The organism is Streptomyces sp. NBC_01439, assembly GCF_036227605.1.
Taxonomy (GTDB): Bacteria; Actinomycetota; Actinomycetes; order Streptomycetales; family Streptomycetaceae; genus Streptomyces.
Genome location: NZ_CP109487.1, coordinates 1,352,403 through 1,375,069, shown reverse-complemented (window position 1 = coordinate 1,375,069; position 22,667 = coordinate 1,352,403). Strand labels below are relative to the sequence as shown.

Here is a 22,667-nt window from a genome sequence, read left to right as displayed (position 1 = left end):
TTTCCCAGGGCTACTCTAATCGGCCAAAAGGCCAGGCTGGGGGCCTTTCGTCGTGATCAGGGCACGAGGGGCGCGAGCCTGGCCGGATCTCGCGCCTTGCCGGGCCTGCGGCAGGCCATGCGGCTGGCAGCGGCAGTGTCTGCTCGCCGGTCGCGACCGTCCGGCGCCCGGCGAGCTGTCGTCAGGGTTGGTCGAGAGGGGAGACGGACGGTCTCGCGGGCATTCGAGGCATGAGGCGAGGGCGCAAATCTCGGCAGGCTGTTGATCTCGGTCCTCCCCGCAGCCACCGATTACGCGGAACGCGATGGACGGTACATATGCCCTACTTGCGTAAGCTCCCATCCGGAAACTGGCAGGCCACGGTCAGGAATCGTGCTGGCAAACGGTTCAGTCAAACGTTCGCTTTGCGCTCACAGGCCCGTGGCTGGGGCTTGGACGAGGAAGCGAAGGTCAGGCGGGGTGCATCTCCGGATCCTCGGGCAGGCAAGATTAAGTTTATGGAGTGGCACGACCGCTGGTGGGAGGCCCGGTTGGTCGAGCCTCAGACGCTGAGGGGCGATGCCTCGTGCATCCGCACTCACATCAGGCCGTACTGGTCGGACTGGGAAGTGCGTGCGATCTCGAGGCTGGACGTGCAGGCCTGGGTCCGGAGGCTTGTCGTGGACGGGAAGGGTCCTTCGGCCATCCGGCGGGCCTACAACCTGTTGTCCTCCATCATGCGAGCGGCGGTGGATGAAGACCTCATCACGGTGACGCCATGCCGGCGTATCGCTCTGCCACCGGAGGCGGTGAAGCCGCCGCAGTGGTTCACGATCGCGCAGGCCCAGGCCATCCTGGACGAGCTTGACCAGCCGTGGCAGACGATGGTGCTGCTTGCCTTCTATACAGGCCTCCGGTGGGGCGAGCTTGCCGGCCTGCACGGGCATCGCATCGACTGGCTGCGCGGCCGCTTGTTCGTGGTGGAAGTCAATACAAAATCAGGGATCAAGCAGTATCCGAAGACCTCCAAGAGCTGCCGCGAGGTTCCGATTCCTGATCACGTCCTCGACGCGCTGGCCCAGCACATGCATGAGCGCGACCGTGAGGGCGTCGTCTTCCCCACCGTCACAAAGGGACGGTCGGGCCGGCTCCTGGACGACGCCAACTGGCGGGCCCAGACATGGTGGCCCGCGATGAGGCGGGCGCACTCCACGGACGCCGACGGTGCGATCGTCCGCGTTCCGCAGTACCCGCCGCACTCCACCCGCCACACATGTGCATCGTGGCTCGTGCAGAAGGGCGTGTCGCTGTACGACGTCCAGCACCTACTCGGCCACGAGAGCTACCAGACGACACAGCGGTACGCGCACCTCGCCCCGGGCGCTCACCAGGCGGTCATAGGCGCCTGGGAACGACTGGACTCCCAGTTGGTCGTCCCAGCGGGGACGGTAATGTCCGGCGCCAGCTCGGCGTGATCAGGCGGGGAGCAGTGGCCTGTCCGAGGCAGTGATGCGTGGGCGCCGCCGCGTCAGCCAGTTTGTTCTCCTGCTGTCTGCCAGGCAGCGGCGAGGGCGCCCACGGACGGCAGCCGATTCTCCGGCTCAGGTGCCGTCGCCTGCATGATGACCGCCAGCTGAGCGGGGGTTCCGCGCCACTGCGTCTCCTCGTCGCCGGCGTCGAGGAGGAGACGCAGTGCCCTGCCCAGGTTGAAGACCGTGGTGCGGATGTCGATGAGCGAGCCGCGGACGAACTCCTCGGGTGCCATGTAGCGGCTGGAGCCGGGGAGCCGGTCGGCCTCCAGGGTGAAGGGTCCGGGGCGGTACTCGTCCAGATCACAGAGCATCATGCGTTGCTGATCGAAGTCGTAGAGCATGCAGCCGTCGTACAAATCCACGGCTACATATCCAGCATCTTCGACAGCCAGATGGGCGTTGAGCAGCGTGTCCAGGGCGATATTGATTTGGGTGAGCGGCTGGGCCCTGAACCGTGCCATGGGACTGCCGGGAGCGGCGCGTCCGCCGTGGTGCGACCGGGTCGGGTGGTAGAGAACCTCACCGCTCGTCCACGGATAGACGAGCACCGGGCCGATGTCCGTCGTGAAGGAGTGCGCCAAAGCCACGATGCACGGATGTGAGATGGCACTGTGAACGGCCATCGCCCTGTCCAATGACGGGACGGCTGCGGGTGCCGACGCGGTCTTCACGAACCAGCGCTGTCCCGATGCCAGTAATCCGTAGGACGTGCAGCCGGAGTCTTGATCGTCGAACCGCTGGAACACGGTGCCCAGCCGGGCCAGCAGAGGCTCGAGCGCCGGGACGTGAGTAACGTCCTCGAACGGGTGCGTCTTCATTTCCGGAATGCTGTCAGTTTGCCTGCAGGTCCGCAGCGATATCGGTTGACGCGATGTCTGGCTGGCGATCGGCGCTAATGGATCTTTTGCTGCTCCAGCCACTTGAAGACCTCGGTCTTCTTGTAGAGGACCTTCGCGTTCCTGCCTCGGCCGAGCTTGTAACCCTTCAGGCCGAGCTTGGCGGCCTCCTTGTACACCCAGCTTGTGGACATATTCAGCATGGTTGCCACCTCGGACGTGTTCATGAGCACGGGCTCGACGGCGCGCCGCCCGTGAGGTCCGACTGCTGCGGTGTTTGTTCTACCGAGGGGCGTCTGCGGATCTATGGGCAAGGATCTCCTTCGGTTTGGCGGCTACGCCGATCCGGAACGGATCGGCCTGCGGTCCGGCAGGCGGCGGCAGGGTTAGGTGCACCCAGTGGGCGCCCTGTCGTCGTGCGGACTACAGCAATGGTCACGAGAATCCCCGGTTTGGCTAACCGGGGATCTGCCGTTACCTTGCTCCGCCGTTCGGGTCCAGTGATTGCTGTGGCGATTCGAGGGCAGCGTCATCCGGGTGGGGGTACTGCGCTTCTCAGAACTGGGGGCCGCCGCCAGGTGGCCCCCGGCGCGTGCTGACTGGCGACCTGCTCGCGTGGCTCCGGTCACAGTGAAGGTGGTCCTAGTGGCTGCCGAGGGTCGTTGCGTAGGCTGGCGTCGTCGTCGCGGCGGGGGAGTGGGTGAGGCTTCTCAACCCCTCCGAAGTCAGCTGACGGTGAGTCAGAAAAGTCAGCAATTGGTCAGCATCAGTCCTCAAAAACATGGGGAAAGCTGACCGAACTTGCGACTCGTTGTAGGGTAGGGAAACCGCACTTGACCTGCAAAAACGCAGGCAGGGAGCATAGATCCAGGAGTACCTCGATGATGCGCACCATGTTCAAGTCCAAGATCCACCGGGCTACCGTCACCCAGGCCGACCTGCACTACGTAGGCTCCGTGACCGTCGACGCCGATCTGCTGGACGCGGCCGATCTGCTGCCCGGGGAGCTCGTCCACATCGTTGACATCACCAACGGGGCGCGGCTGGAGACCTACGTCATCGAGGGGGAGCGCGGGTCCGGGGTGATCGGGATCAACGGCGCCGCGGCGCACCTGGTGCACCCCGGGGACCTGGTCATCCTCATCAGCTACGCGCAGGTCGAGGATGCCGAGGCGCGGGTGTTCGAGCCCCGTGTCGTGCACGTGGACGGTGACAACCGGATCGTCGAGCTCGGCACGGATCCTTCCGCTCCGGTGCCGGGTACGGACCAGCGACGCAGCCCGCACGCCGTGGCCGTCTGAGCGGGGTCGGGGATCATGGCGATCGAGTTCCAGGACGACCGTGAGGCCGGACGGCTGCTCGCCGTCGAGGACGGGGCGGTGGTCGGCCACATCGCGTACTTCGTGCTCGCCGATGCGCCCCACGCCCTGGTCGCGGTGCACACCGTCGTCGAGCAGGGGCACGAGGGCCGCGGCATCGCGGGCGGGCTGGTGAAGACCTTCTACGGGATCGCCGCCGCCGACGGGGTGCCCGTGGTACCGCTCTGCCCGTACGCGGCGAGCTGGGCCGCCAAACATCCCGACGAGGCGCCCGAGCCGGCCGCCGAGGTCGTACTGGCGGCCAAGGCGCAGCTCGCCGCGGCCCCCGACCTCGGGTGACCGATCTGCTCCTGCTGCACACCTCGCCCGTGCACGTCCCGGTCTTCGACGCCCTGCGCGACCGGAACCATCCAGGTGCCGTACTACGGCACCTGGTGGTACCGGAGCTGCTGGACCGGGCCCGTGCCGAAGGGGCGGAGTCGGTGGCTCCGGCCCTGCGGGAGCTGCTGCTCCCGCAAGCGGGGCCGCCCGTGCTGGTCACCCGCTCGACCATCGGGGCGACCGCCGAGCGGCTGGCTCCGGCGTTCGGCGTGCCGGTGCTCCGGGTGGACCGGCCGATGGCGGCCGCCGCGGTGCGGGCGGGGGCGCGGATCGCCGTGCTGGCCGCCCTGGCGTCCACCCTCGCCCCGACCTGCGCACTGCTGGCCGAGGAGGCCGGTGAACGGCCCGTGTCGATCGACGCGCACCTGGTCGCCGGTGCCTGGGACCGCTTCGAGGCCGGGGACACCGCCGGCTACCTCGCCCGCGTCGCCGCGGCCGCCGACTCCGTCACCGGCGCGGACGTCATCGTGTTGGCCCAGGCGTCCATGGCCGGGGCCGCGGACCTGGCCACGGGCCCGGTCCCGGTGCTCTCCAGCCCGGCTCCGGGCCTGGCTGCGGGCCTGGCCGCGGGCCCGGCGATGCGCTCGGCCGGGTAGGCCAGGCATAGAGGCCGCAATCGCGGGAAGGTGGGCCGTATGGTGCGAAAGCGAGATGTAGAAGAAACGCAGCCGCCCGTCCCGGGGCCGGGCCCCTTCCCCGACCCCGAGCCCATTCCCCGGCCCGTGCCGCCCGTGCCGGCCCCGGTACCCGAGCCGGACCCGGTCCCCGCGCCGCCGGGGCCCGCGCCGATCCCTCAGCCCGGGCCCCTGAGCTAGGGGGTGCTCCGGCAGGTCTACGACGTGCGGGTTTCGGAGCGGTCGCCGCTCCAGTGGGTGTGGAACGAGCCCTCGCGGTCGGTCCGCCGGTAGGTGTGCGCTCCGAAGAAGTCCCGCTGCCCCTGGGTGAGGGCCGCGGGCAGCCGCTCCGCGCGCAGCGCGTCGTAGTAGGCCAGTGAGGCCGCGAAGGCGGGAACCGGGATGCCCTGGCGCACCGCCGCCACCAGGACGGACCGCCAGCCGTCCTGGGCCGCCGCGATCTCCTCGGCGAAGTGCGCGTCCGCCAGCAGGCTCGGCAGCTGCGGCCGCGCGTCGTACGCAGCCCGGATCCGGTCCAGGAACGCGGCCCGGATGATGCAGCCGCCGCGCCACAGCGAGGCCACGGCGCCCAGGTCCACGTTCCAGCCGTACTCCTCGCTGCCGGCCCGGATCTGGTGGAAGCCCTGGGTGTACGAGACGATCTTCGACGCGTACAGCGCCTGCTCCACATCGGCGGCGAAGGCCTCCGCCGCCTCCGGGGCGAGCACGGCAGCCGTCGGGCCCGCAAGCCCCCGCGCGGCCCCGCGCAGGTCCGCGTGGCCCGAGACCGCGCGGGCGAAGACCGCCTCGGCGATTCCCGACACCGGTACCCCGAGGTCGAGGGCGATCTGCACGGTCCAGCGGCCGGTCCCCTTCTGCTCGGCTGCGTCGGCCACCACGTCGACGTACGGGAGCCCGCTCGCGGGGTCCGTGTGCGCGAGCACCTCCGCCGTGATCTCGATCAGGTACGAGTCCAGGCGCCCCCGGTTCCACGCCCGGAAGGTCTCCGCGATCTTCGCGGGGGAGTAGCCCGCGACCTCGCGCAGCAGGTGGTAGGCCTCGGCTATGAGCTGCATGTCGGCGTACTCGATGCCGTTGTGCACCATCTTGACGAAGTGTCCGGCGCCGTCGGGACCCACGTGCGAGGTGCACGGCGTGCCGTCGGCGGCCTTCGCCGAGATCTTCTCCAGCAGCGGTCCGAGGGAGGCGTACGACGTCGTCGAGCCGCCCGGCATGATGCTCGGGCCGAGCAGCGCGCCCTCCTCGCCGCCGGAGATGCCCACACCCACGAAGTGCAGCCCGTGCTCGCGCAGCTCCCGCTCGCGGCGCCGGGTGTCCTCGAAGTGCGCGTTGCCGCCGTCGATGATGACGTCGCCCTCCTCCAGCAGCGGGACGAACTCGCGGATCACGGCATCGGTCGGCTCCCCGGCCTTCACCATGATGACGATGCGCCGGGGGCGCTCCAGCGCGTCGACGAACTCCTTCGCCGACCCGGCCGCCACGAAGGCGCCCTCGTGCCCGAACTCCTCCACCAGCGCAGTGGCCTTGGCCGCGGTGCGGTTGTGGACGGCCACGGTGAATCCGTTGCGGGCGAAGTTGCGGGCGAGGTTGCTGCCCATGACAGCGAGTCCGGTGACGCCGATCTGGGCTGTGCTGGTGCTCATCGGTGCGCTCCTGCTTGCTTCGGTGTGCCTTCGGTGGGCGGGGAGCACCGAAACTACCCGCACACGGACCCCGGTGGATCTTTTACTCATGGACGTACAGTCAAGTTCCCTTGACGTGCGCCCCGTTGCGCCTCTTGTCACGCTCTGATCGTGACGTTAAGTTGTGCGGTTCCTGATGTCTTCGATGGGGGCTCCCATGGGTGTACGGGGCCGGCACCGCCGGTATCAGCCGAGCAGCATCAACCGGGCCTCACTGGCCGTCACCGCCGGCGGGGCCGGGATCGCGCTCCCGCTCATCGGGGCCGGAGTCGCCCACGCGGCCTCCGTGGACACCTGGAACAAGGTCGCTTCCTGCGAGTCGACGAACGACTGGCGCATCAACACCGGCAACGGCTACTACGGCGGGTTGCAGTTCAGCCAGAGCACCTGGCGGGCCTTCGGCGGCACCGCCTACGCCCCGCGCGCCGACCTGGCCACCAAGGACCAGCAGATTGCGGTCGCGGAGAAGGTCCTGGGGGGCCAGGGGCCCGGGGCCTGGCCCGACTGCGGGAAGCGGGCCGGACTCACGCGCAGCGGCCCGGCGCCCGCCGTCACCCCACAGACGCAGAAGCAGACCCAGACGCAGACCCAGATCCAGACACGTACGCAGGCGCAGGGCCAGGGACAGGCCCCCGTGGTGCGCACGACCCCGGAGCAGGGTGGCGGACCGCGCCCGACGGGGACCTCCGTCCTGCCGAACCCGTACGTCGTCGCGCCCGGCGACTCGCTCTCCGCGATCGCCACCGACCAGCACGTCGAGGGTGGTTGGCAGGCACTGTACGAGACCAACCGGACCACCATCGGCGGCAACCCGAACCTGATCTTCCCGGGGCAGCGGCTCACCCTGCGGGTCACCACGGGGCCCGCCCTGCCGCCGCCGCCCAGGCAGGACCCCGAGAAGCCGCCGCGGACCGCCGACCCGGTGACCCCCGTGGAGCCGGCCGCCGAGAAGCCGGCCGAGAAGCCCGCGCCGAAGCCCGCGCCGAAGCCTGCCGAGAAGCCGGTCGAGAAGCCGGTCGAAAAGCCTGCGCCGGAGCCCGCTTCAGCGCAGCAGGAGCCGGATGCGGGCGGGTTCTCCGCGCCCGTCGACGCGGCCCTCGGCACCGCCTACCGCGTCTCGGGTTCCTCCTGGTCCAGCGGCTACCACACGGGCGTCGACTTTCCGGTGGCGACCGGCACCAGCGTCAAGTCGGTGGGCCCCGGCCAGATCGTCTCCGCCGGTTGGGCCGGGGCCTACGGCTACCAGGTCGTCATCCGGCACACCGACGGCCGGTACTCCCAGTACGCCCACCTCTCCGCCCTCGGCGTCAAGGCCGGCCAGCAGGTCTCCGGAGGCCAGCGCATCGGCCGCTCCGGCTCGACGGGCAACACCACGGGCCCGCACCTGCACTTCGAGATGCGCACGGGACCCGGCTACGGCTCCGACATCGACCCGCTCAAGTACCTCCGTAGCCACGGGGTCCGCATCTGACCCGCGCACGTGCGCGGGCACGACGGTGAGCAGGATCAGGCCGGCCGCCGCGAGCACGGCGCTGGCCACCGCCGCCGTCGCGCCCGCGGCCCCGTACCGGAAGCCCTCGTCGAACAGCGTGATGCCGACCGTCGCCGCCACCACCGGATTGACCACCGTCACCGTGGCCAGCGGTGCGGTCAGCCCGGCTCCCCGGTAGGCCGCCTGCGACAAGAGCAGGCCGCCGGCCGCCAGGACCGCGATCGCCACGAGGTCGGGCCACAGACCGGGCAGCGCGCCCGGCCCGAAGTCCTCGGCCACCGACTTGGTGAACACCGACGCCATGCCGAAGGCGGTACCGGCGGCCGAGGCCAGGAGCACGCTGTGCAGCACGGCCCGGTGCATCCGGTGCGCCGCCAGGAACAGCACCAGCACCGCGCCGGCGGTCACCACGAGCAGCACGCGCCGCGCGTCCCCCGCCAGCGCCTGCTCGGCCCGTCCGCTCCCGCCGGTCAGCGCCAGCAGTCCGGCGAGGCCGACCGAGGCCAGCACCGCACCGCGCCAGGCGGCCGCGCCAGCCCGGCGCCGTACGAAGAGGGCGGCCATCGGCAGGGCGAAGACGATGGTCAGGGCGCCCAGCGGCTGGACCAGGCTCAGCGGCCCGTACGCGAGGGCCACCACGTGCAACAGCGCACCGAGGCCGTTGAGTCCCACGGCCACCCACCAGACGCCCCGGCGCAGCGGGGCGTACCGGCTGTCCGGCGTGCTCGCCGCGACCCGTTCTTGGACGATCGCACCACCCGCGTACGCCAGGGCGGACACCAGGCAGAGCAGGACCGACAGCGCCAGTGCACTCATAAGGTCCACAATGCCCGACCCACCTGCGCTATTCCTCCGCCCACAGATGGTGATCAGTCATACTCCCGACGTAGTACGGGAGTACGCAGCGTGGCCCCGCGGGCAGCGGAAAGCCACCCCCCGCCGCCACCCCCGTCGACCCCCAGCCGGCCTCCGCCGCGCCCCGTCACCCACCAGTTCGCCGCATAAGGTGATGACGCGCTCGCGGTGGGTGAGGGAGGCGGAAGCGGGTTTGGCTCCGGGCGTGTGGGATCCGTACAGTTGCCCTTTTGAGGACTTCCGCAGCAGGCGGATGCGGACGAGTGATCAAGGAACGGCAGCGGCAATGACGGTGACCGAAGACAGCCAGGACTACGGCCACGACTCCGGGTCCGCCTACGGGCCCGGTATCGACCCCGATCGGCTGGCCCTCTGCCTCAGCGTGCTCGACGAGCTCGACAAGATCGACGTCGACCATCCCGACGCCATCACCGTACGCCGCGCCACCGCCGGCCTCTACCGGACGGTCAAGCAGCGCCGCCGCCAGGAGCGCCGGGCCGCCAAGACCGCCAACGACAAGGCCGTCACCGAGGCCACCGCCACGGGCTCCGCCGAGCGCATCGACGACGAGACCGAGGGCATCTTGCCCTCCTCGGTCACGGAGGCCGGCCGGATCGCCGGGATACTCCAGCGCCCGCGCTCCTGCTACGTCTGCAAGACGCGGTACGTCGAGGTCGACTACTTCTACCACCAGCTCTGCCCGGAGTGCGCCGCCGAGAACCGGGCCAGGCGGGAGGCCCGCGCCGACCTGACCGGCAAGCGCGCGCTGCTCACCGGCGGCCGGGCCAAGATCGGCATGTACATCGCGCTGCGGCTGCTGCGCGACGGCGCCCACACCACGATCACCACGCGCTTCCCCAAGGACGCCATCCGCCGCTTCAAGGCGATGGAGGACTCCGCGGACTGGATGCACCGCCTGGAGGTCGTCGGCATCGACCTGCGCGACCCCGCCCAGTCCGTGGCCCTCGCCGACCAGGTGACCGCGGCCGGTCCGCTGGACATCCTGATCAACAACGCGACGCAGACCGTGCGCCGCCTGCCCAGCGCCTACGCGGCGCTGGTCGAGGGGGAGGCCGCCCCGCTACCCGCCGGCGAGCTCCCCGCGCACCACGTCATCGGCGCCTTCAACTCCGGTGCGGTCGACGGCCTGGCGGCGCTGCCCGTCGGAGTGAGCGGGCTGGAGGCGCAGAAGGTCGCCGACCTCGCCCTGGTCGCGGGCAACGCCAGCCTGGAGCGGCACCTCGCCGGCACCGCCATCGACGCGGGCGGTCTGCTGCCCGACGTCGTCGAGAGCAACACCTGGGTGCAGACCATCGACCAGATCTCCCCGGTGGAGCTGCTCGAGACCCAGCTGTGCAACTACACGTCGCCGTTCATCCTGATCAGCGCACTGCGCCCGGCCATGGCGGAGGCTGCCCGGAAGGCGGCCAAGGGGCGGGCGTACATCGTCAACGTCTCGGCGATGGAGGGTGTCTTCAGTCGCGGCTACAAGGGTGCGGGGCACCCGAACACCAATGCCGCCAAGGCCGCGATGAACATGGTGACGCGGACCAGCGGCCAGGAGATGTTCCAGACCGACCGCATCCTGATGACCTCGGTCGACACCGGATGGATCACCGACGAGCGCCCGCACTTCGACAAGCTGCGGCTCGCCGAGGAGGGCTTCCACGCTCCGCTCGACCTGGTCGACGGCGCGGCCCGGGTCTACGACCCGATCGTCCGCGGCGAGGCCGGCGAGGACTTGTTCGGCGTCTTCCTCAAGGACTACGCCCCGGCGAACTGGTAACCCCGGAGCCCGGCTCTGGACCCCGTCCTACCGGGCCCCGTTCGGCCCGCTCCTCCCGCTCGACCCCCTCGGCCCCTTCGGCGGACCGAGGGGGTCGAGCGCGTTCCCGGAGGCCGCGGTCCGGCAGGACCCGGCCGCGACCAGTTCCAGCAGCGGCTGCCAGTCCTCCAGCACCCCCGCGTCCAGGCCGGCCGCGCCGGCGGAGTCCCGGGCCTGGCGCAGGGTGGCGACCGCCTCGGTGTCGTCACCGTCACCGTCGCCGTCGCGGTGTCCGTCGTCCGTGACGGCGGCCCGGTCCGGCGACTGCAGCCGTACCAGCCGGGCCACCCGCTCGCCCAGCAGGGGGCGGATCGACTCCGCCGCCACCCCGACGGTAACCGTCCCGTCACTCAGACGGAGCAAATGCCCGAGGCGGTGCACCAGGCCCGCGATCTGCAGTTCTTTGTCGAAGGGGCGCGAGCGGCGCAGCAGGGCCGCGGTCCGCAGGCCCTGGTCGTCGGGGTCGGCGCGCAACAGTGCCATCAGCTCCAGCACGCTTGTGACGTAAGGGACTTGAGCCTCGGACACTTTGGACCTCGCCACCGCAGACCCCCTCCGTCGCACCCCGCACGTCCGGGCTCGAGCAGATCAGCCGTTACGTACCCGCAGACCCACGACTTGCTGAACTAGGAGCGAAAGTAAGAGGGCGCAGCGGATTTTGCCTTCCTATCGAGCGGAGGTCCGCTCATATGTGTACTCTGGGGCATCAAGACGGCCCCCATCCGGGCCGCGCTCCACTAAGGCGCCACCGCGTCCGGAAACCTTTCATCCCTTGCCCGGTGCGCGGTCCGCTGACCGGGTTGCGCGACACGAAGGAGTGCGCGGTGACTGAGAAGACAAAGCCCGAACCGGCCGTGACGGAGCGGACGGGAACGCGGGCGAAGCCCCGGACCGACGAACTCGGAAGCCTTGAGGTCTGGGCCCGATCCGCCCCGATCCGGCTGGCCGGGTACGAGGACGACCTGGCGGAAGCGCACATCCTGCCCGGTATCGACTAGCCCGCAGAGCGGTGCCAAGCGCCCCCGCGTGCCCGTGCGCACCGGGGGCGCTGCCCTGCCCGCACCGTTTCCGGCCCGCCACGGTTCACCGCCCACCCCCACCCCCGCCCCCGGCTCCCCGCCCGGTCCGGTCCGGTCCAGGTTCCCCTCCCGGCTACGCCCTGAGCGTGATCGCCGTCGGCGATCACCGCTTCCGCGGCCCCCACCCGCCCCGGCAGGCTGGTGCTCATGAAACTGCTGATGCTGGGTGGTACCGAATTCGTCGGACGCGCGATCACCGAGGACGCCCTGTCCCGGGGCTGGGAGGTGACCGTCTTCCACCGCGGACACCACACGCCCCCGCCGGGCACCTCCGCCCTCCACGGGGACCGCACCGCCCCCGATGGGCTGGCCGCCCTCGATACCGGCGAGTGGGACCTGGTCGTCGACACCTGGAGCGGCGCCCCCACAGCGGTGCGCGACAGCGCCCGCCTGCTGCGCGACCGGGTCGGCCGGTACGCGTACGTCTCCAGCCGCTCGGTGTACGCCTACCCCGCCCCGGCCGGCCTCGCCGAGGACGGCCTCCTGGTCGGGGGTTCGCCGGACGCCGGACCGACCGACTACGCCGAGGACAAGCGGGGCGGCGAACTCGCCGCCCTGGACGCCTTCGCGGACCGCGCCCTGCTCGTACGCGCCGGACTGATCCTCGGCCCGTACGAGAACGTCGGCCGACTGCCGTGGTGGCTGGAGCGCACCGCCCGCGGCGGCCCGGTGCTCGCCCCCGGACCACGGGACCTCCCGATCCAGTACATCGACGTGCGCGACCTCGCGCGCTGGACCCTGGACGCCGCGGCGGCGGGTCGCTCGGGCGCGTACAACCTGGTCTCCCCGTCCGGGCACGCCACGATGGGCGGACTCCTCGACGCCTGCGCCGCCACCACCGGGGGCGGCGCCGACCTGCGCTGGACCGACCCGGACCGGATCGTGGAGGCGGGCGTGCAGCCCTGGATCGAGCTCCCGGTCTGGCTCCCCGAGGGCGAGGACTACGACCACATGCACCGCGGGGACGTTTCCAAGGCGTTGGCGGCCGGCCTGAGGTGCCGGCCGGTCGAAGAGACCGTGGCCGACACCTGGGCCTGGCTGCGCGCGCTCGGCGGCGCCGCCCCGCAGCGCCCCGACCGGCCGACCAAGGGCATCTCCGCGGAGCGGGAGGCCGCGCTACTCGGGCTCTGAGCGGCGTGCGTCCGCGAGACGGGTCGGCGGGAGGTACTCGCGCACGAGCGTGCGGTGCCACCAGGCCCCCGTCTCGCGCAGCTCCCGCCAGGTGGTGAACCGGTAGCGGTACAGCAGGGCGCGGACGTGGACGGGCGGGACGTCCGGGAACGGATTGTCGCGCAGCAGCCGCAGCGTGTCCCGGTCGCCCGCCAGCAGCCGCTCCACGAAGGGCCCGAACCAGTCCCGCGCGTAGTCGGGGGAGATGGCGGCGAACCACATCAGCCAGTCCAGCCGCAGGTGGTACGGGGCGAACTGGCGCGGAAGGCGGCCCGGTTCACCCGGCTTGCCCTTGAACCCGTACTCGCGCCAGTCCCCGTCCGCGCGCGGCACCCGGTCCGCGGAGCCCTCCACCGCCACTTCCATCCGGACCCGGCCGACCGAGCCGAAGGCCCCGTAGGTGTTGACCAGGTGCAGGGCGTCGAAGGAGCGGTTCATCACCTGGCGGCGCGAGACCATGTTGAGCACCGGGTGCCGGCTCAGGAACAGGACGAGTACGGTCACCGCGCACACCAGGACCACGAACCACACGGGACCCGTGCGCGCGGCGGCCGCCGGGGGAGCGCCCGCGAGCCCGGTGAAGTCCACGGCCGAGACGGCCAGCGTGATCGTCAGCCAGTTCAGCCAGGCGAAGTTGCCCGAGAGCACCAGCCACAGCTGCGTCGCGATGACGATCCCGGCGGCGTACGAGGCCACCGGCTGCGGGGTGAACAGGAGCACCGGGACGATCAGTTGGGTCACGTGGTTGGCCGCGCACTCCACCCGGTGCAGCGGCTTCGGCAGGTGGTGGAAGAACCAGCTCAGCGGCCCGGCCATCGGCTGCGTCTCGTGGTGGAAGTACAGGCAGGTCAGCTCGCGCCAGCAGGGGTCCCCGCGCATCTTGATCAGCCCGGCCCCGAATTCCACGCGGAAGAGCACCCAGCGCAGCAGCCACAGGACCAGTACGGGCGGACCGGCCCGCGCGTTGCCGAGGAACACGGCGAGGAAGCCCACCTCCAGGAGCAGCGACTCCCAGCCGAAGGAGTACCAGGTCTGGCCCACGTTCACGATCGAGAGGTAGAGCAGCCACAGCACGGCCCACATCGCCATGGCCGCGCCCAGCGGCACCTCGTCCCCGGCCCCGGCGGCCAGGGCCGCCGCCAGTGCGGCACCGGTCCAGGCGCAGCCGGCGAAGAGCCGGTCCGAGTAGCGCAGTTGGAACAGGCTCGGGGCGCGCCGGAAGGGCACGTACCGTACGTAGCGCGGTACGGGCGTCATGCCGTGCGTCCCGATCAGGGCCCGGAACTGCAGGGCGGCCCCGAGGAAGGCGACGAGGTAGACCCCGGCCAGGGCCCGCTGGAAGACCAGCCGGGCGAGCCAGTATCCGGGCGCCGTGAACCAGTCCATCGCCTCCAGTATCGGACCGGTCAGCCGGTGGCGGCCAGCTTGCGCAGGTTGTGTCCGAGCCAGCGGGCGTAGCTCAGCTGGAGGAAGGGGATCACCGGGCCGGCGAGGCGGGTGTACCAGGCGTTCGGCTGGCTGAAGGCGGTGACCGTGAACCACACCGTGCCGTCGGGGTCCATGTCCACGATGAACGACTCTTCCCCGCGCTCGGGGTGCCCGGCCAGGGTTCCGTAGGCGAAACCGATGCGGGCGGGTTCGTACGCGGTCCAGATCACCTCGCACGGAGCATCGATCCGCAGCGGCCCGAGTCCGATCCCGACGATCACCCAGCTGCCGGGTCGGACCGCGCCGGCATCGGCCCGCACGCGCATGCCCGAGGTCCGGTGGGCTTCGAAGGTGGTGACCGCGGTCCCGGCGGCCTCGAAGACGGCCCGGCCGTGTCCGAGGCGGGCGCGGTGGTGCAGGTGGTTGTATCCGGCGGGCAGCGGCCGGTGGGCCGTCGCGCCCCGGTCGGGGTAGTTGACGGTGTCCCGGCCGGCGCTGATGAGGCGGGTCATGGCGAGGTCTCCACTCGGTCGGTGGTGGCGGTGCTGGTGGTGGTGAGGGGGTGGTGGTCCGGGCGGTCGGCGGTGCGTGCGTCGCCGGCGAGGCGGCGCCAGGCGAGCACCGAGCACAGGGCGAATCCGAGGGCGTTGCCGAGGCCGTGGGTGGCGGCCATCCAGGTCAGGGTGGGGTGGGTGATCCCGGTGGCCTCGCCGACCGCCCACCACAGGGCGAGCAGCATGGTGGCCACGAGCACGGCCGCCGAGGTGGCGAGCAGGGTCCGTGTGGTCCGGTCCGCGCCGGCGGGTCGGACCTCCCGCCAGGTGAGCAGGGCCACGGCCCACATTCCGCCGGTCAGGACCACTGCGCCCAGCAGCTCGGCCCAGTCGTCGACGAAGTAGCCGAGGAGGACGAGCAGGGTGCCCGCCGGGACGCTGTACGCGGCCCAGCGCGCGAGGCCGTCGGTCCCGGCGCGGCCGCCCAGGGCGCGGCACACCAGCCCGGCGACCAGGGCGGCGGCGAACCCGGCGAAGTGGAAGTGGGGCACCGTCAGCGCCAGGATGTCGAGGTCGAAGCCGAAGAGCCGGTATCCGGCGCGCTCGGCGACCAGCGCGGTGGCGGCGATCGACGGCGAGACCAGCGCGGTGGCGACGGCGACGGCGGGCGGGGTCAGGGAGCGGGCCCGCAGCAGCCGGACCGGGGCCCGGGCGGCGAGCGCCAGGCAGGCCGCCGCGTACAGCGCGGCGAGCGCGGTGGCGGGCAGTCCGCGGGGCAGCCACAGGCACAGGGCCCCGGGTGCGGCGGCGAGCGGCCACCAGCGGGCCGTGCGCAGGAGCCGGTCCGGGTCGATGAGCCGCAGGCCGGCCGGGACGACGTAGAGCATGCCCAGGGTGACGATCACGTTCACCAGTACCGTCACCCTGGACTCCCCCCAACGCCGCGGCCCAACGCCTTGAACGCGTTCAACTCACGGTGGTGAGCCTACGGTGTTACTTGAACATGTTCAAGGTGCGCTCCGGTTGCGGCTCCCGCACTGATGCGGCAGACAAGAGGTGAGCAACCGGGGCGAACAGGGAGATTCAAGTGAACGGATCGTCACTTCCGACACCACGTCAGGCATCGCGGCGTCATGCGCCCGCCGGAGCCGCCCTCTTCGCCCTCCTCGGCCTCCTCGCCGCGGCGTGCGCCAGCCCCGAGCAGCCGGCGGGCGCCCCCGGAGCCGAGAGCCAGGAGGTCTACCTCCAGCCCGTGGCCTCCGCCGGCCCCGACCCCTTCACGGCCTCCTCGGCCACCGCCGAGTCCGCCCCCGTACAGCCCCCGCTGCCCAACCCGACGGGCCAGGGCATCCGGACCGTCAACGCGGCCACCCCCGGCCTGTACGGCGGCACCCAGCGGCTCGGCAGCTGCGACGTGGAACAGCAGGTCCGCTTCCTGACCGACGACAAGGCCAAGGCCCAGGCCTTCGCCGAGGCGTCGAACATCGAAGAGGGGAAGATCCCCGAATTCCTGCGCGGCCTGACGCCCGTCGTCCTGCGCGCCGACACGCGGGTCACCAACCACGCCTTCCGCGACGGAGCCGCCGACGGCTTCCAGTCCGTCCTCCAGGCCGGCACCGCCGTCCTCGTGGACGAGCACGGCATGCCCCGGGTGCGCTGCGGCTGCGGAAACCCGCTGGCCTCCCCGCGCACCGCGAAGGGATCCCCGGTGCACAAGGGCGACCCGTGGAGCGGCTACCAGGCCAACCAGGTCGTCGTGATCGAACCGACCACCCACGTGATCAACAACCTGGTGATCGTCAACATCGCCGACAACACCTGGATCGAGCGCAAGCGGGGCGATGACGGCGCGCAGGACCGGCCCCCGAAGGTGCTGCCCGCGTACGACCCGTCCGCCGGCATCCCGGACGGGCCCGTCACCCCGCCGGGATCCGCGTCCGGCGGCCCCTGCCCGCCGAACCAGGCCTCACCGACCTCGCCGAACGCCCCCGAGGCGCCGGCGCCCGGGGTGACGGACTGCCCACAGGACCCGCAGGACCCGCAGGCCGCGAAGAACCCGCCCGGCGGGAACCTGCCGCGGAAGCCGGGCACGCCGACGAACCCGTCCACCCGGCCGCAGCAACCGGAGCAGCCGCAGCAGCGGCCGCCGTCCGCCGATCCCTCGGACCCCCTGGCCGGCCTGCCGCCGCTGGACCCCGGTGAGCTGGGGCTGCTTCCCCCGGAACCCGACGGATCGGGCCCGCTGCCCGCCGACCCCGCCGCCCCCGTCGATCCCTACAACCCGGACACCCCGTCCGACCTGTACGCCCCTTACAACCCGTCCGACCCCAACGCGGTCCCGGACCCGGACCTGCAGCCGCAGCCGTCGGACGGGGGCCATCCGCTGGAGAGCGCCTGACCGGCCCGTGTGTCATGGTGGATCGGTGCCGACCACCGTATCGCTGCCGGACGACTGGCCCGCACACCCGGACCGGTCGCTCTCGCTGAACCGCATGGGCAGTTTCGACTGGGACCTGATCACCGGTCTCATGCACATGGACGAAGCCGCCCTCGACGTTTTCGATGCGTCTCCCGAGGAGTACGACGGCCGGCCGGAGTCGCTCAACCCGCGCGTCCCCGCCACCGAGGCGACCCGGCTCGACGCCCTCGTCTCCTCCGCCCTCAAGAGCGGCGAGGACAGCTACGGCGCCTACTTCCGCATCCGCTGCCACGACGGGCGGCTGCGCTGGACGCACACCCAGGGCCGCGTCATGCGCGGCCCGGACGGCCGCCCGTACCGGATCATCGGCATCGTCCGGGACGCCACCGACGAGCTCAGCCACTCGGCGGAGCGGCTTGGCCTGGACGAGGAACGGCGCCGCCAGACGTCGGTGGTCGAGTCCACCACCGCCGCCCTCGCGCACGCCCGGACCGTGCAGGACGTCATCGACGTCATCGGCGACGCCCACGGACTGGAACGGCTCGGCTCGATGGGCATGGTGATGGGCCTCGTCGAAGCCGGCCGGATCCACCTGGTCGCCGAGGGCCCGGAGGACAGCTTCGTCCCCGGTACCCGCTACACCCGCATCGACGAGCAGTACCCGATGAGCGAGGTCGTCCGCTCGCTGGAGCCGCGCTTCCTCGACTCCGCGCAGGAATTCGCCCGGGACTACCCCGGGCTCTGGGCGAAGATCTCGTACATGCGGATCTCGGCCGCCGCCTACCTGCCGCTCATCGCCCAGGCCCGCCCGATCGGCGCGATCGGACTGCTCTACCAGGACAAGGACGGCTTCACCCAGGAAGAGCGCAACCTGCTCGTCGCCCTGGGCAGCAGCATCGCGCAGAGCCTGCAGCGGGCCATGCTGCTGGAGCAGGAGCACGACCTGGCCGAGGGACTCCAGCAGGCCATGCTGCCGCGACGGATCCCCTCGGTGGCCGGCGGGGAGATCGCCGTGCGCTACCGGTCCGCCCGGATGGGCCAGGACATCGGCGGCGACTGGTACGACGTGATCCCGCTGCCCGGCGGCCGGGTCGGCGCCGTCATCGGCGACGTCCAGGGCCACGACACGCACGCGGCGGCCGTCATGGGCCAGCTGCGGATCGTGTTGCGCGCGTACGCCGCCGAGGGGCACTCGCCCGGCACGGTCATGGCCCGTGCCTCCGTCTTCCTGCACGAGCTGGACACCGACCGGTTCGCGACCTGCACGTACGTGGAGGCCGACCTCTCGACGGGCGTCCTCCAGGTGGTCCGGGCGGGCCACATCGACCCGCTGCTGCGCACCCGCGACGGGGACTGCCACCGGCTCCCGGTGGCGGGCGGGATGCCGCTCGGCCTCTCGGCGGAGTTCGGCCGCCTGGAGTACCCGGTGACCACGGTGGAGCTGGACCCCGGGGAAACGGTGCTGTTGTGCACCGACGGCCTGGTGGAACAGCCCGGCGCCGACCTCGACGACGGAATCCAGCTCCTGACCTCCCACATCCGCCGCGGACCGGCCGACCTACAGGCCCTGGCGGACCTGCTGTGCGAGATCGTCGACGAACGGGGCGGGGACGACGACATGGCGCTGCTCCTGCTGCGCCGCCACGTGGTGGCCGCGCAGGAGGGCGGCGGGCGCCTCCAGCAGCACGTGGCCCCGGGTGACCCGGAGGCCCTGGTGGCGGCCCGGCACATGATCGGTGCGGCGGTGCGGTCGTGGGGCGCGCGGGAACGGGCCGACGAGATCGAACTGGTCGCGGACGAGTTGATCGTGAACGCCCTGATGCACACGGACGGCCCGGCCATCGTGACCCTACGGGTCCTTGCGGGTCCGCAGCGCCGGCTTCGGGTGGAGGTGGAGGACCGCTCCAGCGCACTGCCGCGCCGCCGCGAGGCGGGGGAGTCGGGCGTCTCGGGGCGGGGCCTGATGCTGGTGGACCGCCTGGCGGACGTCTGGGGCGTGGAGCCGCGGGGCGGCGGCAAATGCGTGTGGTGCGAGTTCGTGATGGGCTGAGCCCCCCCGGGCCCGCCCGGGGACGACGTTGCGTCATGCCGGTTGTCGGTGGCGGCTGGCAGGATCACCGCCATGTACGAACCCACCCCCGCCATCACCGCGTACTGGGACGCCGCCGCGGCCGCGTTCGACGACGAACCGGATCATGGCCTGCGGCAGGAGCACACCCGCGCCGCATGGGCCCGGCTGCTGGGATCCTGGCTGCCCACCGCGCCGGCCGACGTCCTCGACGTCGGCTGCGGTACCGGGTCGCTCTCCCTGCTGCTGGCCGAGGCCGGACACCGGGTGACCGGCGTGGACCTCGCACCCCGGATGGTGGAGCGGGCCGAAGCCAAACTCGCGGCCGCGGGCCTGACGGGACGGTTCCTCATCGGCGACGCCGCGGATCCGCCCACCGGGCAGGAGCAGTACGACGTGCTCCTCTGCCGGCACCTGCTGTGGACCCTGCCCGATCCCGGGGCCGCGCTCCGCGCGTGGGTGGCGCGGCTCGGCCCGGGAGGACGACTCGTCCTGGTCGAGGGGCGGTGGCGGGAAGCCGGTGAGAGCGGCGCGCCCTACGTCGCCGGAGCCGAATCGCTCCCGTGGTGCGGCGGGATCACCGCCGCGGAGCTGACCGCCGCGGTCCGGCCCCTGGTGTCCGACCTGCGCGTCGAGCCGCTCAGCGGCAACACCGAGCTGTGGGGCGGACCGGTCACCGACGAGCGGTACGCACTGATCGCCCGGATCTGACCCGGGCGGCGCAGCGGGAAAGTCCGTTGCGCCGCCCGGCCCCGCTCCGTGAGGATCTGGGGCGATGACCAACGCCATAGATGAAGTGCGCCGATTCCTGAAGACGAACGATCTGCCCGGAGCGGTACGCTCCCTCCGGCCGCACGCCGAGACGGCATCGATCACCGAACTCGCCAAGGCCACAAGGGCCCTTGCCGACGCCGCCGGGTTCAAGGACCTGGCCGGCGCCGCCAAGGCCGCAGCCAAGCGGCCCGGCGAGCCCCAGGCCCTCTACGACTTCGGCTACGCATGCGTCGAGCGCGGCATAGCCTTCCTCGCCGTCGCACCGCTGCGCGAGGGACTGCGACTGCTCCCCGACTCGCGGCCGCTCCTCGCCGAGCTGGTGTCCGCCCTGGAGGACGAGAACCGGCACGCCGAGGTCGTCGACCTGCTCTCCGGCCGCGGCCCGGGGCTGCCCGCCTGGCCCGAGACGTACCTCCTCGTGCACCACACCCTGCTGGCCGGGGACCTGGACACCGCCGCGCGCATCGGCGGCGCCCTCCCCGACCCCGAGGACCCGCAGTGGTCCGGCGCCCACGACCGCCAGAAGCACCGGCTGTACCGCACCGACCGGGCCCGCCGGGCCCAGGAAGCGGCCGGCCACGCCGATCCGCTCGGCCGCGCCGACCTGCGCGGTTGGCACTACGGCCTGACCGGCGGTCTCCTGGGCACGCTCTCCGGGTACGGCTGGGACGCCGGCATGACCGGCCGGTACGCCTACCTCGGGGACACCCACGAACAGTGCCGCCGGGGCCTCGCCCGCCTGACGCTCGCCCTGGAGGCCGCCGGGCGCCGCCCCGCCACGGTCTCGCTGCTGCCCGGCCGGGCCGACCGGATCCTCGGGCTCGCCGCCGCACGCGTGCTGGGACTGCCCGCCGTACCGTACGAGCCCGCCCGCACGGACACCCTCGTCGTCGCCTACGACCTGAACGCGACCGACCCGGACCTCCTGCGCACCCTGTACGCGCGCACCGACGGCCAGATCCTGTCCGAGCACGCCACCTGCTGGACCGACCCGCCCGCCGTGAGCGCAGACTTCAGCACGCTGCTGTGCCAGTTCGTCTCCCCGCCGTGGAAGGACGACCCGCGGCCCGAGGAGGAGATCGCCCGCGACATCGCGCAGGCCGCCGCCGACCCGGACGAGGGCGACGGGGCGACCCCGTCCGACCCGGACGAGGCCTTCCGGGCCTTCGTGACCGCCGTCCGCGACGGCTGGCTCACCGCGCCACGCGACCGCGTCGCCTCGCCCGGCCCGGTGCCCAGCTCGCGCTTCGCCTGAGGCGGCGGCAGGCTGGGACCATGCCGGAGCTGCCCGAGGTCGAGGCCCTGCGGGAGTACCTCGACGAGCACCTCACCGGGCGGGTGGTCGAGCGCGTCCTCCCGCTCGCCGTGAGCGTGCTCAAGACCTACGACCCACCGCTGACCGCCCTCGAAGGGCAGCCCGCCGGCAGCACCGCCCGGTACGGCAAGTTCTTGGCCCTGCCGGTCGGCGAGATCCACCTCGTCACGCACCTGGCCCGGGCCGGCTGGCTGCGCTGGCAGGACACCCTGCCCGCGCAGCCGCCGCGCCCCGGCAAGGGGCCGCTCGCGCTGCGCGTCTCCCTCGTGGGCGGGGGCGGCTTCGACCTCACCGAGGCCGGTACCCAAAAGCGCCTCGCCGTGTACGTGGTCCACGACCCGCAGGAGGTGCCCGGCATCGCCCGCCTCGGCCCCGATCCGCTCGCCGAGCGATTCGACCGGGACGCCTTCGCCGCGCTGCTCGAGGGGGAGCGGCGCCAGATCAAGGGCGTGCTGCGGGACCAGAGCGTGATCGCGGGAATCGGCAACGCCTACAGCGACGAGATCCTGCACGCGGCCCGGGTCTCACCGTTCAAGCTCGCCGCCTCCTTCACCGACGAGCAGCTCACCCAGCTCTACGAGGCCGTGCGGAGCACTCTGGGCGAAGCCGTCGGCCGGGCCCACGGGGTGGCCGCGGGAAAACTCAAGGCCGAGAAGAAGAGCGGCCTGCGAGTGCACGGCCGGGCCGGTGAGCCGTGCCCGGTGTGCGGGGACACCGTGCGCTCGGTGTCCTTCGCCGACTCGTCCCTGCAGTACTGCCCCACCTGCCAGACCGGTGGGAAGCCGCTCGCGGACCGGCGGCTTTCGCGCCTCCTCAAATAGGCGGGCGCTGCGTAGACTCCGCCACGATGGCCGAGGAGCAGCAACAACAATCGGCGCCCCGGCGCGAGATCGTCACCGGGGTCCCCCGGGGCGCCCGCCGCCGGCCGCCCGCGCACACCCCCGCCCGCTCGGAGATCTCCGAGCAGACGACCCTCGGGGCCACCTACGTCCGGGCCTTGATGCGCAGCCAACTGCGCGCGGCTCTGGGGGCGTTGGCCGCGCTCGTATCGCTGATCGGGACCCTGCCGCTGGCGTTCGCCCTGTCGCGCGAGGCGTCGGGTCCGCTGGTCTGGGTGGCGCTCGGCCTGCTGGTGTATCCGGTGATGTGGCTCATCGCCCGGTGGTACGTCACCCGGGCGGAGCGCAACGAGGCGGACTTCACCGGCCTGGTGATGGACCCGGCCGACCGCGGCTGACGGCTGTTCCGTCATCCCGCCGCGATTGCGGGACGGCACCCCGCAGCCCTCTGCACCAACTCGCCCCGCCGTCCAGCGGCAAGGCGCCTCAGCCGGCGGCCGGTGGGTCGAGAACAGTGGCTGGTCAGGCCGCAGATCGACGGACCA

At 72.0% G+C, this 22,667-nt stretch carries 21 protein-coding genes and 1 pseudogene; 14 read left to right on the top strand and 8 right to left on the bottom strand.

From position 1 onward, the window contains the following. Window positions 1-497 precede the first annotated feature (497 nt). Window positions 498-1,454 carry a tyrosine-type recombinase/integrase gene (locus OG207_RS06390; protein WP_329096685.1) on the top strand — a complete coding sequence of 319 codons (957 nt, stop codon included), beginning with the start codon at window positions 498-500 and terminating at the stop codon, window positions 1,452-1,454. A 53-nt stretch (window positions 1,455-1,507) separates the two neighbouring features. Here the strand turns inward: OG207_RS06390 and OG207_RS06385 are convergent, their stop codons facing one another. Together OG207_RS06385 and OG207_RS06380 are read right to left on the bottom strand one after the other, a co-directional pair. Next, the gene (locus tag OG207_RS06385) at window positions 1,508-2,329 is read right to left on the bottom strand and encodes a serine/threonine-protein kinase (RefSeq protein ID WP_329096683.1); all 822 of its coding nucleotides are present in this window, start codon (window positions 2,327-2,329) and stop codon (window positions 1,508-1,510) included. A gap of 74 nt (window positions 2,330-2,403) precedes the next feature. Beyond that, complete coding sequence (locus OG207_RS06380) at window positions 2,404-2,574, bottom strand: helix-turn-helix domain-containing protein (RefSeq protein WP_078909523.1); 171 nt, start codon at window positions 2,572-2,574, stop codon at window positions 2,404-2,406. A 654-nt stretch (window positions 2,575-3,228) separates the two neighbouring features. Here OG207_RS06380 and panD point away from each other — a divergent pair. Genes panD through OG207_RS06365 form a run of 3 tightly spaced genes read left to right on the top strand, consistent with a single transcriptional unit; the run spans window position 3,229 to window position 4,643 of the window. Beyond that, complete coding sequence (gene panD, locus OG207_RS06375; protein ID WP_329096680.1) at window positions 3,229-3,648, top strand: aspartate 1-decarboxylase; 420 nt, start codon at window positions 3,229-3,231, stop codon at window positions 3,646-3,648. Window positions 3,649-3,663: 15 nt separating this feature from the next. Then, window positions 3,664-4,005: a GNAT family N-acetyltransferase gene (locus OG207_RS06370; protein WP_329096679.1), complete on the top strand. Its 342-nt coding sequence runs from the start codon at window positions 3,664-3,666 to the stop codon at window positions 4,003-4,005. Continuing rightward, window positions 4,002-4,643, top strand: coding sequence for an arylsulfatase (locus tag OG207_RS06365; RefSeq protein ID WP_329096677.1), 642 nt, complete (start codon window positions 4,002-4,004; stop codon window positions 4,641-4,643). Before OG207_RS06370 ends, OG207_RS06365 begins: the two co-directional genes overlap by 4 nt. A 236-nt stretch (window positions 4,644-4,879) precedes the next feature. Here the strand turns inward: OG207_RS06365 and gndA are convergent, their stop codons facing one another. Next, window positions 4,880-6,325, bottom strand: coding sequence for an NADP-dependent phosphogluconate dehydrogenase (gene gndA / locus OG207_RS06360; protein ID WP_329096674.1), 1,446 nt, complete (start codon window positions 6,323-6,325; stop codon window positions 4,880-4,882). A 196-nt stretch (window positions 6,326-6,521) separates the two neighbouring features. Here gndA and OG207_RS06355 point away from each other — a divergent pair, with 196 nt between their 5' ends. Next, on the top strand, window positions 6,522-7,835 hold the full coding sequence (locus tag OG207_RS06355) for a transglycosylase family protein (RefSeq protein ID WP_329096673.1): 1,314 nt from the start codon (window positions 6,522-6,524) through the stop codon (window positions 7,833-7,835). Window positions 7,836-7,937: 102 nt separating this feature from the next. On the opposite strand, the pseudogene OG207_RS06350 reads toward OG207_RS06355, so the two are convergent. Further along, a pseudogene (locus OG207_RS06350) lies at window positions 7,938-8,672 on the bottom strand (DMT family transporter); the annotation flags it as partial. A gap of 325 nt (window positions 8,673-8,997) precedes the next feature. Between OG207_RS06350 and OG207_RS06345 the strand changes: the two are divergent. After that, window positions 8,998-10,497: an SDR family NAD(P)-dependent oxidoreductase gene (locus OG207_RS06345; protein ID WP_329096671.1), complete on the top strand. Its 1,500-nt coding sequence runs from the start codon at window positions 8,998-9,000 to the stop codon at window positions 10,495-10,497. 27 nt (window positions 10,498-10,524) lie between these two features. Here OG207_RS06345 and OG207_RS06340 read toward each other — a convergent pair whose 3' ends face one another. Beyond that, entirely contained in the window at window positions 10,525-11,031 is a 507-nt protein-coding gene (locus tag OG207_RS06340; protein WP_329096670.1) for a hypothetical protein, read from the bottom strand. A gap of 329 nt (window positions 11,032-11,360) precedes the next feature. Between OG207_RS06340 and OG207_RS06335 the strand changes: the two genes are divergently transcribed. Then, entirely contained in the window at window positions 11,361-11,534 is a 174-nt protein-coding gene (locus tag OG207_RS06335) for a hypothetical protein (protein WP_329108300.1), read from the top strand. A 228-nt stretch (window positions 11,535-11,762) separates the two neighbouring features. Beyond that, the gene (locus tag OG207_RS06330; protein ID WP_329096669.1) at window positions 11,763-12,746 is read left to right on the top strand and encodes an NAD-dependent epimerase/dehydratase family protein; all 984 of its coding nucleotides are present in this window, start codon (window positions 11,763-11,765) and stop codon (window positions 12,744-12,746) included. Here the strand turns inward: OG207_RS06330 and OG207_RS06325 are convergent. From OG207_RS06325 to OG207_RS06315, 3 genes are read right to left on the bottom strand one after another with little or no spacing between them, the layout of a single operon-like run. Continuing rightward, on the bottom strand, window positions 12,732-14,171 hold the full coding sequence (locus OG207_RS06325) for a lipase maturation factor family protein (protein ID WP_329096666.1): 1,440 nt from the start codon (window positions 14,169-14,171) through the stop codon (window positions 12,732-12,734). The two genes, OG207_RS06330 and OG207_RS06325, sit on opposite strands and share 15 nt — an antisense overlap. 20 nt (window positions 14,172-14,191) lie before the next feature. Next, complete coding sequence (locus tag OG207_RS06320) at window positions 14,192-14,725, bottom strand: DUF1990 family protein (protein ID WP_329096664.1); 534 nt, start codon at window positions 14,723-14,725, stop codon at window positions 14,192-14,194. Next, window positions 14,722-15,630 carry a YndJ family protein gene (locus OG207_RS06315; protein ID WP_329096662.1) on the bottom strand — a complete coding sequence of 303 codons (909 nt, stop codon included), beginning with the start codon at window positions 15,628-15,630 and terminating at the stop codon, window positions 14,722-14,724. The genes OG207_RS06320 and OG207_RS06315 overlap by 4 nt, the downstream gene beginning before the upstream one ends. Before the next feature lie 164 nt (window positions 15,631-15,794). Here OG207_RS06315 and OG207_RS06310 point away from each other — a divergent pair, with 164 nt between their 5' ends. From OG207_RS06310 to OG207_RS06285, 6 genes are all read left to right on the top strand, one after another. Beyond that, entirely contained in the window at window positions 15,795-17,105 is a 1,311-nt protein-coding gene (locus tag OG207_RS06310; protein WP_329096661.1) for a DUF6777 domain-containing protein, read from the top strand. Window positions 17,106-17,112: 7 nt separating this feature from the next. After that, a complete protein-coding gene (locus tag OG207_RS06305; RefSeq protein ID WP_329096658.1) occupies window positions 17,113-19,176 on the top strand; it encodes a SpoIIE family protein phosphatase in 2,064 nt (687 codons plus the stop codon). Window positions 19,177-19,248: 72 nt separating this feature from the next. Further along, window positions 19,249-19,905: a class I SAM-dependent methyltransferase gene (locus tag OG207_RS06300; protein WP_329096656.1), complete on the top strand. Its 657-nt coding sequence runs from the start codon at window positions 19,249-19,251 to the stop codon at window positions 19,903-19,905. Window positions 19,906-19,969: 64 nt separating this feature from the next. Further along, on the top strand, window positions 19,970-21,223 hold the full coding sequence (locus tag OG207_RS06295) for a hypothetical protein (RefSeq protein ID WP_329096654.1): 1,254 nt from the start codon (window positions 19,970-19,972) through the stop codon (window positions 21,221-21,223). A 20-nt stretch (window positions 21,224-21,243) separates the two neighbouring features. Then, on the top strand, window positions 21,244-22,104 hold the full coding sequence (locus OG207_RS06290; RefSeq protein ID WP_329096652.1) for an Fpg/Nei family DNA glycosylase: 861 nt from the start codon (window positions 21,244-21,246) through the stop codon (window positions 22,102-22,104). Window positions 22,105-22,130: 26 nt separating this feature from the next. After that, window positions 22,131-22,520 carry a hypothetical protein gene (locus tag OG207_RS06285; RefSeq protein ID WP_329096651.1) on the top strand — a complete coding sequence of 130 codons (390 nt, stop codon included), beginning with the start codon at window positions 22,131-22,133 and terminating at the stop codon, window positions 22,518-22,520. Window positions 22,521-22,667 lie beyond the last annotated feature (147 nt).

Coding starts and splice junctions, on each gene's coding strand:
- OG207_RS06380 (WP_078909523.1), bottom strand. CDS start 2,574: ATGAACACGTCCGAGGTGGCAACCATGCTGAATATGTCCACAAGCTGG.
- OG207_RS06285 (WP_329096651.1), top strand. CDS start 22,131: ATGGCCGAGGAGCAGCAACAACAATCGGCGCCCCGGCGCGAGATCGTC.
- OG207_RS06385 (WP_329096683.1), bottom strand. CDS start 2,329: ATGAAGACGCACCCGTTCGAGGACGTTACTCACGTCCCGGCGCTCGAG.
- OG207_RS06320 (WP_329096664.1), bottom strand. CDS start 14,725: ATGACCCGCCTCATCAGCGCCGGCCGGGACACCGTCAACTACCCCGAC.
- OG207_RS06300 (WP_329096656.1), top strand. CDS start 19,249: ATGTACGAACCCACCCCCGCCATCACCGCGTACTGGGACGCCGCCGCG.
- OG207_RS06325 (WP_329096666.1), bottom strand. CDS start 14,171: ATGGACTGGTTCACGGCGCCCGGATACTGGCTCGCCCGGCTGGTCTTC.
- OG207_RS06345 (WP_329096671.1), top strand. CDS start 8,998: ATGACGGTGACCGAAGACAGCCAGGACTACGGCCACGACTCCGGGTCC.
- OG207_RS06355 (WP_329096673.1), top strand. CDS start 6,522: ATGGGTGTACGGGGCCGGCACCGCCGGTATCAGCCGAGCAGCATCAAC.
- gndA (WP_329096674.1), bottom strand. CDS start 6,325: ATGAGCACCAGCACAGCCCAGATCGGCGTCACCGGACTCGCTGTCATG.
- OG207_RS06290 (WP_329096652.1), top strand. CDS start 21,244: ATGCCGGAGCTGCCCGAGGTCGAGGCCCTGCGGGAGTACCTCGACGAG.
- OG207_RS06295 (WP_329096654.1), top strand. CDS start 19,970: ATGACCAACGCCATAGATGAAGTGCGCCGATTCCTGAAGACGAACGAT.
- OG207_RS06330 (WP_329096669.1), top strand. CDS start 11,763: ATGAAACTGCTGATGCTGGGTGGTACCGAATTCGTCGGACGCGCGATC.
- OG207_RS06390 (WP_329096685.1), top strand. CDS start 498: ATGGAGTGGCACGACCGCTGGTGGGAGGCCCGGTTGGTCGAGCCTCAG.
- panD (WP_329096680.1), top strand. CDS start 3,229: ATGATGCGCACCATGTTCAAGTCCAAGATCCACCGGGCTACCGTCACC.
- OG207_RS06370 (WP_329096679.1), top strand. CDS start 3,664: ATGGCGATCGAGTTCCAGGACGACCGTGAGGCCGGACGGCTGCTCGCC.